Raw genomic sequence first — 13,693 nt, forward strand, 5'->3', positions numbered from 1 at the left:
CCCCGCAGGGGTCCTTCGCCCCCGGATTACCCGGGTCGCCCCGCCCGCCCCACGTCCGGGCTGAGACGATCCACACGTGGGAACCGAACCACGCGAGTGCGTACCCGAGCAGCCGGCCCGCGCCCGGCGGTGGGCCTGGGCCGAGTGGGCGCCGCTGGTGCTGCTCACAGTGGCCGTGCTGGCCGGCGCGGCGCTGTGGTTCGCCGGCGCGCACGACGCCGCCCGGCTGGTCTGGGCGGCGGTCACTGTGGTGGCCCTGGTGCCGGCGGCCTGGACGACGCTGCGCCAGCTGTGGCTGCGGCAGTTCGGGGTGGACGTCATCGCGGTGCTGGCGCTGCTCGGCGCGCTGCTGGTGCGGGAGTTCCTGGCCGGTGCGGTGATCGCGGTGATGGTCGCCACCGGGCGGGCGCTGGAGGAGTACGCCCAGCGCCGCGCCACCCGTGACCTGCGGGCGCTGCTGGAACGCGCGCCCCGGCAGGCGCGCCGGCGCACCCCGGACGGCGGGATCGAGGTGGTGCCGCTGGACCGCGTCGCGGTGGGGGACCGGCTGGTGGTCGGACCGGGCGACGTGGTGCCTGTGGACGGCGTGGTCGAGGAGTCCGCCACGCTGGACGAGTCGGTGGTCACCGGCGAGTCGCAGCTGGTCACCCGCGCGGCCGGGGAGGAGGTGGCCAGCGGCGTCGTCAACGCGGGCGCCGGCTTCGGGCTGCGGGCCCGCCGCAACGCGGCGGAGAGCACCTACGCCGGCATCGTCCGCCTGGCCGGCGAGGCCACCGCCCGCAAGGCCCCGATGGTACGGCTGGCCGACCGCTACGCCGCCGCGTTCGTACCGTTCACGCTGGTGCTGGCCGGGCTGGCGTGGCTGCTGTCCGGCGAGTTCACCAGGGCGGTGGCGGTGCTGGTGGTGGCCACCCCGTGCCCGCTGCTGCTGGCGACCCCGATCGCCGTGGTCTCCGGGCTGTCCCGGGTGGCCCGCCGGGGTGTGCTGGTCCGTGACGGCGGGTCGCTGGAACAGCTCGGCCGCGCCCGTACCCTCCTGCTCGACAAGACCGGCACGCTCACCGCCGGGCGGCCCCGGGCGGCCGAGGTGGTGGTGGCGCCGGGCGGCGACCGCGACGAGGTGCTGCGGCTGGCCGCCTCGGTCGAGCAGCTCTCCCCGCACGTGCTGGCCGCCGCGCTGGTGCGGCAGGCCCGCGAGCGGGGGCTGCCGCTGGCCGAGCCGACGCAGGTCACCGAGGAGCCGGGGCACGGGGTGAGCGGCCGCGTCGACGGGCGGATGGTGCACGTCGGTCAGCTCGCCGGGGAACCGCCGGAGTGGGCGGGCCGGCTCGGTGAGCGCGCCGAACGGGCCGGGCGTTCCGCGGTCTGGGTCAGCGACGACCACGGGCCGCTCGGTGCGATCCTGCTGGAGGACCCGGTCCGCCCGGACGCCCGGCGGACCGTGCGGCGGCTGCGCGAGGCGGGCCTGGAGCGCCTGGTCATGGTGACCGGCGACCGTCCGGGCACGGCCCGGCAGGTGGCGCAGATCGTGGGCGTGGACGACGTGATCGCGCGGTGCTCGCCGCAGGAGAAGGCCGATCGGGTACGCCAGGAGTCGGCGCGCGCGGTGACTGTGATGGTCGGCGACGGTGTGAACGACGCGCCCGCGCTGGCCGAGGCGCACGTGGGCGTGGCGATGGGCGCGACCGGGGCGACCGCCTCGGCGGACGTGGCCGACGCGGTGCTCACCGTGGACCGGCTGGACCGGCTCGCCGACGCCGTCGAGATCGCCCGGTACGCCCGCCGCATCGCGGTGCAGAGCGCCACCGTCGGCATGGGCCTGGCGGTGCTGGCGATGCTGGTGGCCGCGGCGGGCCGGCTGCCCCCGGTGGCCGGCGCGTTCCTCCAGGAGGGCATCGACGTCCTGGTGATCCTCAACGCGTTGCGCGCGCTCGGCGGCGGCCTGCGGCGGCGGGACCTGCCGGCGCACACACGCGAGCTGCTCGACCGGTACGCGGGCGAGCACGGCGGCGTCCGCGACGTGCTGGCTCGGCTGCGGGACACCGCCGACATGGTGGCGACCCGCCCGGACGACCCGGCGTGCCTGCCGGCGCTGCGCGAGGTGCACCGGCGCCTGGTCGACGAGGTGCTGCCGCACGAGGCGGCCGAGGACCGGCAGCTCTACCCGGCGCTGGCCGGGCCGCTCGGCAGCGACGAGGCGACCTCCACGATGAGCCGGGCGCACGTGGAGATCGTGCGGCTGGTGGAGCGGATCGGCGGGCACCTCACGGCGCAGCCGGACGGCCGGCTGCGCCGTGACGAGGTGCCCGATCTGCTGGCCGCGCTCTACGGCCTGGACGCGGTGCTGCGCCTGCATCTGGCCCAGGAGGAGGAGGACTACTTCTCGCTCAACCCGGAGGAGGGCTCCACCGCGCCCGGCCGCTGAGTCAGCGCTCGCGTACCACAGCGACGGGGCAGTGCGAGTGCTGGATGAGTTGCTGGCTGACCGAGCCGAGCAGCATGCCGCGCAGGCCGCCCCGGCCCCGGCTGCCGACCACCACGAGTTGCGCCGACCGGCTCGCCTCCACCAGCAGCGCGGACGCGCTGCCGGGGACCGCCTCGATCTCGACCGGCACGTCGGGGAAGCTCTCCCGCCACGGCGCCAGCTCCGCCTCGGCGGCGGCCCGTTCGCTCGCGGCGACCTGCTCCGGGTCGAAGTCCGGCGGCACCCACCGGTCGCCCGGCGGCTCCCAGGCCCGTAGCACCCGCAGCGGCACGTCCCGCTGCGCGGCCCGCTCGACGGCGAAGCCGAGCGCCCGCAGCGCCGACTCCGAGCCGTCCGAGCCGACCACCACCGGCCCGGACGTGGCGGCCTGGCCGTCGCGGACCACCACCACCGGGCAGTGGGCGTGCGCGGCGACCGAGACCGCCGTGGAACCGGCGAGCAGCCCGCCGAAGCCGCCGTGGCCCCGGCTGCCGAGCACCAGCATCCCGGCGTCGGCGGACCGCTCCTGGAGCACCAGCGCGGGCGGGCCGTCGAACACCTCGCCGTGCACGGTCAGGCCCGGCCGCTCGGCGGCGGCGTCCGCCGCCGCCTTGCGGACCAGTTCGTCGACCTGCTGCCGGGCGGCCTCGTCCGGCCACACCCCCGGCGCCACGCCGGGACCGATCCAGCCGGTCACTGTCAGCCACTCGAAGACGTACGCCAGGCGTACCGGCCGACCCGACCGGCCCGCCTCGTCCAGCGCCCAGTTCAGGGCGACCGCCGCGTCGGCGGACCCGTCGTAGCCGACCAGGATCTCCTCGCCGCTCATTCCCCACTCCTCACGGCCGGGTCGTTCTCGCGGATCCAGCGCCACTCGGCGACCCGGGGGTCGTCCTCGCCGTAGCGGCGGGTGTAGTCGCGGCAGGCCTGGCGGGCGTCCACCATGTCCTGGCGCAGGTGCGCGGCGCGCGACCGCAGCCCCGGCACCCGGTCGATCACGTCGATGACCAGGTGGAAGCGGTCCAGGTCGTTGAGCATCACCATGTCGAACGGGGTCGTGGTGGTGCCCTCCTCCTTGTAACCGCGCACGTGCAGGTTCTCGTGGTTGGTCCGGCGGTAGGTGAGCCGGTGGATCAGCCACGGGTAGCCGTGGTACGCGAAGATCACCGGCTTGTCGCGGGTGAAGATGGTGTCGAACTCGTTGTCCGGCAGGCCGTGCGGGTGCTCCGACGGCGGTTGCAGGCGCATCAGGTCGACCACGTTGACGACCCGCACCTTCAGGTCCGGCAGGTGCCGGCGCAGCAGGTCGACGGCGGCGAGCGTCTCCAGCGTCGGCACGTCACCGGCGCAGGCGAGCACCACGTCCGGCTCGGTGCCGTCGTCGCTGCTGGCCCAGTCCCAGATGCCCAGGCCGCGGCGGCAGTGCTGGATCGCCTCGTCCATGGTCAGCCAGTTCGGCGCGGGCTGCTTGCCGGCCACCACCACGTTGATGTACTGCCGGCTGCGCAGGCAGTGATCCATCGTGGACAGCAGCGTGTTGCCGTCCGGCGGCAGGTAGACCCGGACCACCTCGGCCTTCTTGTTCACCACGTGGTCGATGAAGCCCGGATCCTGGTGCGAGAAGCCGTTGTGGTCCTGGCGCCACACGTGGCTGGACAGCAGGTAGTTCAGCGACGCCACCGGCTCCCGCCAGGGGATGTTCCGGGTCACCTTCAGCCACTTGGCGTGCTGGTTGACCATCGAGTCGACGATGTGGATGAACGCCTCGTAGCTGGTGAAGATGCCGTGCCGACCGGTCAGCAGGTAGCCCTCCAGCCAGCCCTGGCACAGGTGCTCGGAGAGCACCTCCATCACCCGGCCGTCGGGGGAGAGGTGGTCGTCGCCGGGCACCTCGGCGCCCACGAACGCGCGGTCGGTCACCTCGAACGCCGCGCCGAGCCGGTTCGAGGCCACCTCGTCCGGGCCGAACAGGCGGAACGTCTCCGGGTTGCGGGCGATCACGTCGCGGACCCAGGGCCCGAGCACACCCGTCGCGCCGGCCATCGGCTCACCCGGCGTCGGTACGTCGACCGCGTAGTCGCGGAAGTCCGGCAGCTCCAGGTTGCGCAGCAGCCTGCCGCCGTTGGCGACCGGGTTGGCGCTCATCCGGTGGTCACCTGTGGGCGGCAGGTCGGCCACCTCGGCGACCGGGGCGCCGGTGGCGTCGAACAGCTCCTCCGGCCGGTAGCTGCGCAGCCAGCGCTCCAGCTCGGCCAGGTGCTCAGGGTTGTCCCGCACCTCGGAGATCGGCACCTGGTGGGCGCGGAACGTGCCCTCGACCTGCTTGCCGTCGACCCGGGACGGCCCGGTCCAGCCCTTCGGCGTCCGCAGGACGATCATCGGCCAGCGGGGACGCTCGACGTGCTCGCCGGAGCGGGCCCGGCGCTGGATCGCGGTGATCTCGTCGACCGCCCGGTCGAGCGTGGCGGCCAGCAGCTGGTGCACCGTCGCCGGGTCGTCGCCCTCGACCACGTACGGCTCGTAGCCGAAGCCGCGCATCATGTCCCGCAGGTCCTCGCGGGGGATCCGGTCCAGCACCGTCGGGTTGGCGATCTTGTAGCCGTTGAGGTGCAGGATCGGCAGCACCGCGCCGTCGCGGGCCGGGTTGAGGAACACGTTCGACAGCCAGCTGCCGGCCAGCGGGCCGGTCTCCGCCTCGCCGTCGCCGATCACGCAGGCCACGAGCAGGTCCGGGTTGTCGAACGCGGCGCCGTACGCGTGGCTCAGCGCGTACCCCAGCTCGCCGCCCTCGTGGATCGAACCCGGCACCTCCGGCGCCACGTGGCTCGGGATGCCGCCCGGGAAGGAGAACTGCCGGAACAGCCGCTGCATGCCGGTCTCGTCCCGGGGGATGTGGTGGTACAGCTCGCTGTAGGTGCCCTCCAGCCAGGTGTTCGCCACCAGCGCCGGGCCGCCGTGGCCGGGGCCGGTGACGAAGATGGCGGACAGGTCCTGGTTCACGATGACCCGGTTGAGGTGCGTGTAGAGCAGGTTGAGCCCGGGGCTGGTGCCCCAGTGGCCCAGCAGGCGCGGCTTGACGTGCTCGGGCTTGAGCGGTTCGCGCAGCAGCGGATTGTCGAGCAGATAGATCTGGCCGACGGTCAGGTAGTTCGCCGCGCGCCAGTAGGCGTCCAGCCGGCGCAACTCGTCTTCGGTCAGGGGGCTGTGCAGGTTCACCGCGGTGTCCATGCTGCCTTAGCCTCTCGTGGCTCGGGGTCGGCTGCCACTCGGGGACCACATTTTCTTCCCCGGCGCGTCCAGCCTCGTCCCATCGGGGGTCGCCGGTCAGGGCCGTAGGTCCCGCCTCGCGCGGGCGTCATGACCCGTCCCCGGCGTCCGCGGGGATGCCCCGTACGACGATCAGCGGGGCCGGCGAGTGGTAGAGCAGGGACTGGCTGACTGCGCCCAGAGTGGACCCTACCGGCCCGTCTCCCCAGGCGGCCACCACCGCGAGCTGCGCGGCGCGGGACCGGTCGAGCAGGACGGACCTCGGCTCACCGTGGACGGTCTCGCAGTCGGCGGTGACCCGGGGATACCGCCGGGCCTGCCGGGTGACCGCCTCCTCCAGCCGCCCGTCGGCGCGGTCGCCGGACTCCGGCTCGATCACCCGGACGGCGAGCAGACGGGCGCCGCGGTGCTGCGCGCAGTCGAAGGCGTACGCGAGGGCGGCCTGCGAGCTGGGCGATCCGTCGAAGCCGACGAGCAGCGGCCCGGGCGGCGCCGGCTGGGTGCGCCCGACCAGCACCGGGCAACCCGCCCGGGCGGCCACGTCCACCGCCGGCGTGTCGGCCGGCACGCGGTCCGGGTGGGCGGACATGCCCCCGTCACCGAGCGCGATCATGAATGCGGTGTCGGCGACCCGCAGCAGCGCCTCGACCGGCGAGCCCTCGACGATCCGGCCGCTGACGGGCACCTCCGGCGCGCACTCGGCGACGACCTGTCCGGCGTGCTCCAGCACGTTCTCCGCGTCCGTGCGGGTGCCGCCGGCCGGGGCCGGGCCGGGCGTCGCGGCCCAGTTGAACGCGTGCAGCAGGTGCAGCGGCCGGTCGTGGGCGGCGGCCTCGGCGGCGGCCGTGCGGACCACCGTCAGATCGGCCTCGGACCGGCTGACTCCGACCACCACCGCGCCGTGGCTGGGTGCGGCCACCCCGGCTCACCTCCCGACCCCTGCTTTTCACCCACCGTAGTCGTGGGACCGGGTGCGCCGGAGCGGGTCGGCGGAACTGGCGGTCAGCGCGGGGCGGGCAGCGCCGGGTGGACGCGCAGCACGACGGCTGTGGCGTTGTCCTCGCCGCCCTCGTCCAGGCTGGCGGCGAGCAGGGCCTCGGCGGTGCGCGCCGGGTCGCGCCGCGCGGAGAGCAGGTCGCGCAGCCGGTGGTAGCCGAGCTGGTCGCTGATCCCGTCGGTGCACAGCAGCCAGGTGTCGCCCCGGCGCAGCGGCACGGCGAGCAGGTCCGGCTCGGGCCGGTCCGGGTGGCCGACGTAGCGCAGCAGCTGGTAGCGCGCCCGCGCCGCCTCCGGCGAGTCGGCCGGCCACCAGCCGTGCAGCAGGCCGAGCCAGGCCATGGTGTGGTCGACGGTGACCAGCTCCAGCAGACCGTCGCGCAGCCGGTACGCCCGCGAGTCGCCGAGTTGCACCAGCCAGCCCTGCTCGCCGTCCGGCTCGACCACGAGCGCGGTGAGCGTGCACCCGGTCAGGCCGGACTGCGCGGCGCCGGCCTGGCGTACCCGCCGTTGGGTCTCGGCCACGGCGGCCCGCAGCGCGGCGGCGCCGACGGCGGGCCAGCCGGCGCGGACCCGCGCGGTGAACGTCCGGGCCGCTGTCGTGCCCGCCACCCGGCTGCCCTCGCCGTCGCCCATCCCGTCGCAGATCACCGCGAGCGGCAGCTCGGGGTCGACGTGCAGCACGTCGTAGTTCTCCGGGTAGCGGTGCCCGACCACGCTGCCGCCGGCGATCTCCAGGGTGAGGCGGCCGGCGGTGAGCCGGCGCGCGGACTCGACCGGCCGGTCCAGCGGGCGGCGGCGGAACACCAGCGGACCGTAACACCGGGACGGGCCGGACAGTGGCAGGCCGGGTCACCTGTCAACCAGGGTTGACGCGAGGGTGTTGTCAACCTACATTGACAGCATGAGTCAAGCGACGGAACTCGCGGCGGCGGCCGGCAGCACCGACCCCAAGGTCGGCCTGCGCGCGGTGCTCGCCCTGCGCCGGCTGCTCGAACGGCTCGAGGTGATCCAGGTCGACAACGCCCGGCGGCAGGGCTGGTCGTGGCAGGAGATCGCCGACGCCCTCGAGGTCAGCCGGCAGGCGGTCCACAAGAAGCACGCCGGGCGGCCGGCGGTGCGCGAGAGCTGGGAGGCGTGATGTTCGAACGATTCACCGACCGGGCCCGTGCCGTGGTGCACCACGCGCTCGACGAGGCCCGCGCCGAGGGGCGGCGGCCGGTCGGCACCGAGCACCTGCTGCTGGGCGTGCTCGCCGACCGCGACAGCCTGGCGGTACGGCTGCTCGCGGCCGGCGGCGTCGACGCCGAGGTTCTGCGCGCCGCGGTGGCCCGCCACACCGCCCAGGGCGTGGACGGTCTCGGCGCCGCGGACGCCGCGGCGCTGCGCGAGATCGGCATCGACCTCGCCGCGATAGTGTCCCGGATCGAGGAGTCCTTCGGCCCCGACGCGCTGCGCGAGGCGACCCCGCGCCCGCGCCGGTGGTGGCGTCGCGGGTCGCACCACGGCACGTTCTCGCCCCGCGCCAAGAAGGTGCTGGAGCTGTCGCTGCGCGAGGCGCTGCGGCTGCGCCACCGGCACATCGGCACCGAACACATCCTTCTCGGCCTGCTGCGCGAGGGCGGCGGCCCGGCCGCCGTGGTGCTCACCGAGGCCGGGGTGGACATCGACGACCTGCGGCGGCGCGTCGACGCGGCGCTGCGCGAGGCGGCCTGAGGCCACCCGGCTTTCAAACCTGTTTGCGGTCCTCGCAACGTCCCGCCCCGCCGGGTCGCCGTCACGCCCCGTGTCCTGCACACTGACGCCGTGGACGGTGCAGACGACAAGCGCCCGGTGAACGCGGAGAACCGCACCCCGCGCTCGGCAGTGGTGGTCAACCCGGTGAAGGTGGCCGACCTGGACGAGTTCCGCCGCACCGTGGACGGCGCCCTCGCCGCCGCCGGGTGGCCGGCCCCGACCTGGTACGAGACGACAGTCGAGGACCCGGGCCGCGGGCAGGCGGAACAGGCCGTGAAGGCGGGCGCGGAGGTCGTCTTCGCCTGCGGCGGCGACGGCACGGTGATGGCCTGCGTGACCGCGCTGGCCGGCACCGACGTGGCGCTGGCCGTACTGCCCCAGGGCACCGGCAACCTGCTGGCCGCCAACCTCGGCCTCTCGAACGACCTGGCCGCCGGGCTGGAGGTCGCCGTCGAGCGCGGGATGCGCCGCCTCGACGTCGGCGTGGTCGGCGACAAGTGCTTCGCGGTGATGGCCGGAATGGGCTTCGACGCCCAGATGCTCGACTCCACCTCGGAGACCACGAAGAAGCGGATCGGCTGGCCCGCGTACGTGGTGGGCGCCGCCCGCCACCTGCGCGACCGGCCGATGCGGGTCTCGGTGCGCATCGACGGCAAGCCGCCGCTGCGCCGCCGGGCCCGCTCGGTCCTGGTCGCCAACGTCGGGCGTCTCCAGGGCGGGGTACGCCTGCTCACCGAGGCCGAACCGGACGACGGCTGGCTCGACGTGGCGGTGCTGACGCCGCGTACGCTGCGCCACTGGCTCGCCATGGGCTGGGCGGTGCTGCGCCGCCGCGACAGGGTGCCGGGGATGGAGGTGTTCCGGGCCCGCTCGGTCGAGATCACCAGCACCCGGGCGCAGCCCCGGCAGCTCGACGGCGACCTGATCGAGCCGGGCCGGTCGCTGAAGGCCACCATCCGCCCCGAGTCGCTCTGGCTCTGCGTACCGCGCCCGCAGGAGCATCCCGACCTGGCGGTGGACGCCGACGCGGTCGGCGAGCGCGGTGAGCACCTGGTCGAGGAGGCCCGCCGTGAGTAGCACGAAGCTGGTCCCCGAGACCCGGCTGATGACCGAGGACCAACTGTCCGCCGACGACGCCTGGCACACACTGCGCCGGCACGGCGGCTGGTGCCTGCTGCGGGACGCGTTCATCCGGTTCCGCTACGGCGACGGGTTCAGCCACTCGCGGGCGCTGGCGTTGCAGCTCTGCCTGGCCGTGGTGCCGTTCCTGATCGCGCTCACCGGCCTGATCACCGACCTCGGCGTGGACGAGGGCGGCAAGGTCGTCGCCGACACGGTGCTGGCCATCACGCCCGGCCAGAGCGAAGCCATGGTGCAGGACCTGCTCACCGACAGCGAGCGCACCGAGGACGCCGGCGAGCTGGCACTGACCCTCGGTCTGCTCACCGGGCTGGTCGCGCTGACCACCACGATGGCGCAGATCGAGCGGGGCGCCAACCGGATCTACGGCGTCGAGCGGGACCGCCCGGCGCTGGCGAAGTACCTGCGCGCCGCGGTCCTCGCGGTGGTCGCCGGCGTACCCGCGCTTGCGGGCTTCCTGATCCTGGTCGGCGGCCGGGCGATGGGCGAGTCGGTACGGCGGCACTACGAGTGGGGCGACGTCGCCATGGCCGGGTGGGACGTGATCCGCTGGCCGCTGAGCCTCGGCCTCACCGTGCTGGCCGTCGCGGTGCTGTTCCGGCACGCCCCGCGACGCCGCCAGCCCGGCCTGTCCTGGCTCTTCTTCGGCGCGTCCATCGCCATCGCGATCTGGTGGCTGGCCAGCCTGCTGCTCGCCGCGTACGTGAAGTACAGCGGCGGATTCGGCCAGACCTACGGTGCGCTGACCGGCATGATGGCCCTGTTGCTCTGGGCCAACCTCACCGGGATCGCGCTGTTCGGCGGGCTGGCGTTCGCCGCGCAGCTCGAAGCGATGCGCATCGGGGTGGAGGAGCCCGCCCAGCCGGACCTGTGGGAGCCGGAGGCGCAGCGGGCGGAGCTGTTCGACACCGGTGAGATGACCTCGCTCTGACGCCACGCCGGTCCGGCGTGTACGGAACACGCCGATCGGGTACAGCGCGCCTCGCAGAAGAACGAGGGAGGTGCGGTGTGACCGCGGTCAAGGAAGCCGGGAGCCGGCCGCTCAGCCATTTCGCGGAGCGGAGCCTCGCGGGCCTGCTCGCCGTGGCCGGCGCGGGAGTCGGGTTCGGTGTGCTGCTCATGCTGGTCCGGTTCCGGTGGAGCCCGCTCTACCACGCCGACCACGAGACGGCCGAGTGGTTCAACAACCTCGTGGCCCCGCACGGCCCGCTGGTCACAGTGCTCCAGGCGATCACCGACCTGGGCGGGCGGCCGGTGCTGATCTGGCTGGTCACCATCGCGGTGGTGGGCCTGCTGATCCGCCGCCAGTCCCGGCTGGCGGTCTACCTGATCGTCACCGGCGCCGGCGGGCTGATCCTCGACCCGTCGCTCAAGGCGCTGGTCGGGCGGCTGCGCCCGGTGGTGGACGTGCCGATCGCCAGCGCACCGGGCAACAGCTTCCCCAGTGGTCACGCGCTCGGCTCGTTCGTCGCGTACGGGGCGCTGCTGCTGGTGTTCCTGCCGGCCATGTCGCCGCGCTGGCGCAAGCCCGCCATCGGCATCGCCGCCCTGCTGATCTTCCTGGTCGGACTGACCCGGATCGCGCTGGGCGTGCACTTCGTGTCGGACGTGATCGGCGGCTGGCTGCTCGGCGCGGCCTGGCTGGGCGTCACCGCGTACGCCTTCCGGCTGTGGCGGCGCGAACGCGGCCGGCCGGTGCCGCCGCTGCGCGAGGGCCTGGAGCCGGAGGCGGGCGAGGACCTGGCGCTCGCGCCGGACGAGGAGAAGGTGCTGGAGCACCCGCGCTCCGCGATCGCCGAGCTGCTGGTCGGCTGGGTGCTCGTCTTCGGGGTGCTCTACGCGTTCGGCATGTTCGTCAGCTACCACGCCAAGGGCACGTTCTTCGACACGCTCGACACCGAGGTGCCGCGCTGGTTCGCCGAGCGGCACACCGACGCGCTCACGGAGCTGAGCTGGTGGTGGAGCAAGTTCGGCGACACCCACGCGATCCTGCTGGTGTCGCTGGTGTTCTGCCCGATCGTGCTGGCCGTGTGGCGGCGGTGGCGGCCGGTGCTGTACGTGGTGCTGGCGATGTTCGGCGAGCTGAGCCTGTTCCTGGCCAGCGCCCGGGTGGTGGACCGCCCCCGTCCGCCGGTGGAGAACCTGGACGGGCAGATGCCCACCTCGTCGTTCCCCTCCGGGCACATCGCGGCGACCATCTGCCTCTGGGTGGCCATGGCGGTCATCGTGTTCCCGCGTACCGACAGGTGGTGGCGGTGGCTGTTCGTGGGCCTGGCGGTGCTGATGCCGGTCGGCGTGGCCACCTCCCGGATGTACCGGGGCATGCACCACCCGACCGACTTCATGGGCGCGATCCTGCTCGGCGCGCTCTGGCTGTCGTTGCTGTACTGGGTGATCCGGCCCAACGCCGACGTGTACGAGGGCAACCGGCCGGCGATCGAGTCCGAACAGGTCGACGAGCTGGACGACGAGCTGGCCAAGGCCGCGCGGCCGGACTGAGCCGATGCTGCGGGTGATGACCTGGAACATCCGGACCGGCGGGCGGGACGGCGACGGCACCGACCGCCGGGACCGGATCGTCTCGGTCGTCACCGCCCAGCGCCCCGACGTGCTGGCCCTGCAGGAACTGCGCGGCATGGACGCCACGCTGGGCGGCCTGGCCGGGCGGCTCGGGATGACGCCGTACCTGGCCCGGTCCTGTTTCGGCCAGCCGGTGGCGGTGCTGGTCCGCCCGCCGCTGCGGGTGCTGCGCGCCGGCCGGGTCCGCCGCCCGTTCCACCACGCCGCCGCCCGGGTGCAGGTCGCCACCGGCGCGGGACCGCTCACCGTGTTCAGCACGCACCTGAACCCCTACTCGGGCGGGCGGCGGCGGATGGAGGCGGACTGGCTGGCCGCCGCGCTCCGGCGCACCGGGGGAGAGCTGGCCCTGCTCGCCGGTGACATGAACACGCTGGAGCCCACCGCCGACCACACCGCCCGGCTGGCCGGGCTGGCCACGCCGTACCGGCGGCGGCACCTGCGCCGCGACGGCCGTACCGTGGACACCCGCGCGGTGGCCCGGCTGCTCGACGCCGGTCTGGTGGATCTGTGGCCGTGGTCCGGCGGCGACGAACCCGGCGGCCTGACCGTGCCGACCCGGCACGGCGGCGCCGAGTTCGCCGGGATGCGGCTGGACTACCTGCTCGCCACCCCGGCGCTGGCCGACCGGGTACGAGCGGTCCGCGTGGTCCGCGACGGTGACGCCGACTCGGCCTCGGACCACTATCCGGTGCTGGCCGAGGTGGACCTCACGGCCGGCTGAACGACCCCGCCAGGTCGGCCACCACGAAGGCCGCGAAGATGAGGATGACCGTCTCGCTGACCAGCCAGGAGTGCCTGTCGGTCCAGGAGCGGAAGGCGGGCAGCAGACGCTCCGCGCGCTCGCCGGACAGCAGCAGCGTGAGCAGCGGCAGGGCCAGCAGCAGCACGGTGAGCGCGACGAACGGCAGCAGATGCCACCACGGGCGGCCGTGCCCGGCCATGCTCCCCGCGACCGACGCCATGACCAGCTCGTCGCTCGGTACGGCGACGGCGAGCACCAGCCCCAGACCGAAGGCGTACGCGGGCCGGGGGTCCTGCAACCGGCGCAGCCACCCGGACGGCCGGTCGCGCCGCCGCCTGCGGAACGTGACCACCATGAGGACCGCCAGCAGACCCAGCACGATCCAGTCGATGAGCCGCCGGCTGCCGCCTGCCCCGATGCCGTGCACGGCGGTGTGCCGCACCACCCGGAACGCCGCGTACCAGAGCGTCAGCGGCCCGAGGACGCCGACCGCCACACCGCCCAGGAAGGCCGCCGAGCTGCGCCGCGGGTGGCGGCCGGAGGCGAGGACGACAGCGCTGACGAGCTTCGACCCGGCGACCATCTCCAGCGCCAGCGGCAGCGCGGTCAGCAGGGGCATGCCCCATTCTGGTGTCGCCGTCGCGCGCGCCGGGCCGGGTTCTACAGGACCAGGTTGAGCAGCACTGTGAGCACCACCGAGGCGACGATCGAGAAGAGGATCATCAGCAGGCAGCCGAGCCCGCCCCCGGCGGGCCGGATCTCGGTGT

At 74.3% G+C, this 13,693-nt stretch carries 11 protein-coding genes and 2 pseudogenes; 8 read left to right on the forward strand and 5 right to left on the reverse strand.

Annotated elements, in window-relative coordinates:
• The first annotated feature begins 76 nt into the window (after positions 1-76).
• Positions 77-2,425, forward strand: a complete 2,349-nt coding sequence (locus tag MICAU_RS08475) for a heavy metal translocating P-type ATPase (protein WP_013284887.1) — start codon at positions 77-79, stop codon at positions 2,423-2,425.
• Between the two features lies 1 nt (position 2,426).
• Here the strand turns inward: MICAU_RS08475 and MICAU_RS08480 are convergent, their stop codons facing one another.
• The 4 genes from MICAU_RS08480 to MICAU_RS08495 all read right to left on the reverse strand — a co-directional run bounded on the left by MICAU_RS08480 (position 2,427) and on the right by MICAU_RS08495 (position 7,534).
• Positions 2,427-3,293: a universal stress protein gene (locus tag MICAU_RS08480; RefSeq protein ID WP_013284888.1), complete on the reverse strand. Its 867-nt coding sequence runs from the start codon at positions 3,291-3,293 to the stop codon at positions 2,427-2,429.
• Positions 3,290-5,692 (reverse strand): phosphoketolase family protein, encoded by a 2,403-nt coding sequence (locus MICAU_RS08485; protein ID WP_013284889.1) that lies wholly within the window; start codon positions 5,690-5,692, stop codon positions 3,290-3,292. The genes MICAU_RS08480 and MICAU_RS08485 overlap by 4 nt, the downstream gene beginning before the upstream one ends.
• Positions 5,693-5,819: 127 nt before the next feature.
• Positions 5,820-6,650, reverse strand: coding sequence for a universal stress protein (locus MICAU_RS08490; protein WP_013284890.1), 831 nt, complete (start codon positions 6,648-6,650; stop codon positions 5,820-5,822).
• 83 nt (positions 6,651-6,733) lie between these two features.
• Entirely contained in the window at positions 6,734-7,534 is an 801-nt protein-coding gene (locus MICAU_RS08495) for a PP2C family protein-serine/threonine phosphatase (protein WP_013284891.1), read from the reverse strand.
• Between the two features lie 97 nt (positions 7,535-7,631).
• Between MICAU_RS08495 and MICAU_RS08500 the strand changes: the two genes are divergently transcribed.
• The 7 genes and pseudogenes from MICAU_RS08500 (at position 7,632) to MICAU_RS08525 (ending at position 12,905) form a co-directional block, all read left to right on the forward strand.
• The gene (locus tag MICAU_RS08500; protein ID WP_030275209.1) at positions 7,632-7,868 is read left to right on the forward strand and encodes an HTH domain-containing protein; all 237 of its coding nucleotides are present in this window, start codon (positions 7,632-7,634) and stop codon (positions 7,866-7,868) included.
• Positions 7,868-8,068 (forward strand): annotated as a pseudogene (locus tag MICAU_RS33745) (Clp protease N-terminal domain-containing protein); the annotation flags it as partial. The gene MICAU_RS08500 and the pseudogene MICAU_RS33745, both read left to right, overlap by 1 nt.
• Positions 8,069-8,224: 156 nt before the next feature.
• A pseudogene (locus MICAU_RS33750) lies at positions 8,225-8,443 on the forward strand (Clp protease N-terminal domain-containing protein); the annotation flags it as partial.
• A gap of 90 nt (positions 8,444-8,533) precedes the next feature.
• Positions 8,534-9,541 (forward strand): diacylglycerol/lipid kinase family protein, encoded by a 1,008-nt coding sequence (locus tag MICAU_RS08510; protein WP_013284894.1) that lies wholly within the window; start codon positions 8,534-8,536, stop codon positions 9,539-9,541.
• Entirely contained in the window at positions 9,534-10,535 is a 1,002-nt protein-coding gene (locus MICAU_RS08515) for a YihY/virulence factor BrkB family protein (RefSeq protein WP_013284895.1), read from the forward strand. Before MICAU_RS08510 ends, MICAU_RS08515 begins: the two co-directional genes overlap by 8 nt.
• Positions 10,536-10,612: 77 nt before the next feature.
• Positions 10,613-12,103 (forward strand): phosphatase PAP2 family protein, encoded by a 1,491-nt coding sequence (locus MICAU_RS08520; protein WP_013284896.1) that lies wholly within the window; start codon positions 10,613-10,615, stop codon positions 12,101-12,103.
• 4 nt (positions 12,104-12,107) lie between these two features.
• Positions 12,108-12,905: an endonuclease/exonuclease/phosphatase family protein gene (locus tag MICAU_RS08525; protein WP_013284897.1), complete on the forward strand. Its 798-nt coding sequence runs from the start codon at positions 12,108-12,110 to the stop codon at positions 12,903-12,905.
• Here the strand turns inward: MICAU_RS08525 and MICAU_RS08530 are convergent.
• Positions 12,892-13,545 carry a GAP family protein gene (locus tag MICAU_RS08530; protein ID WP_013284898.1) on the reverse strand — a complete coding sequence of 218 codons (654 nt, stop codon included), beginning with the start codon at positions 13,543-13,545 and terminating at the stop codon, positions 12,892-12,894. The genes MICAU_RS08525 and MICAU_RS08530 overlap by 14 nt on opposite strands.
• Between the last annotated feature and the right edge of the window lie 148 nt (positions 13,546-13,693).

The sequence above is a fragment of the Micromonospora aurantiaca ATCC 27029 genome (assembly GCF_000145235.1).
Taxonomy (GTDB): Bacteria; Actinomycetota; Actinomycetes; order Mycobacteriales; family Micromonosporaceae; genus Micromonospora; species Micromonospora aurantiaca.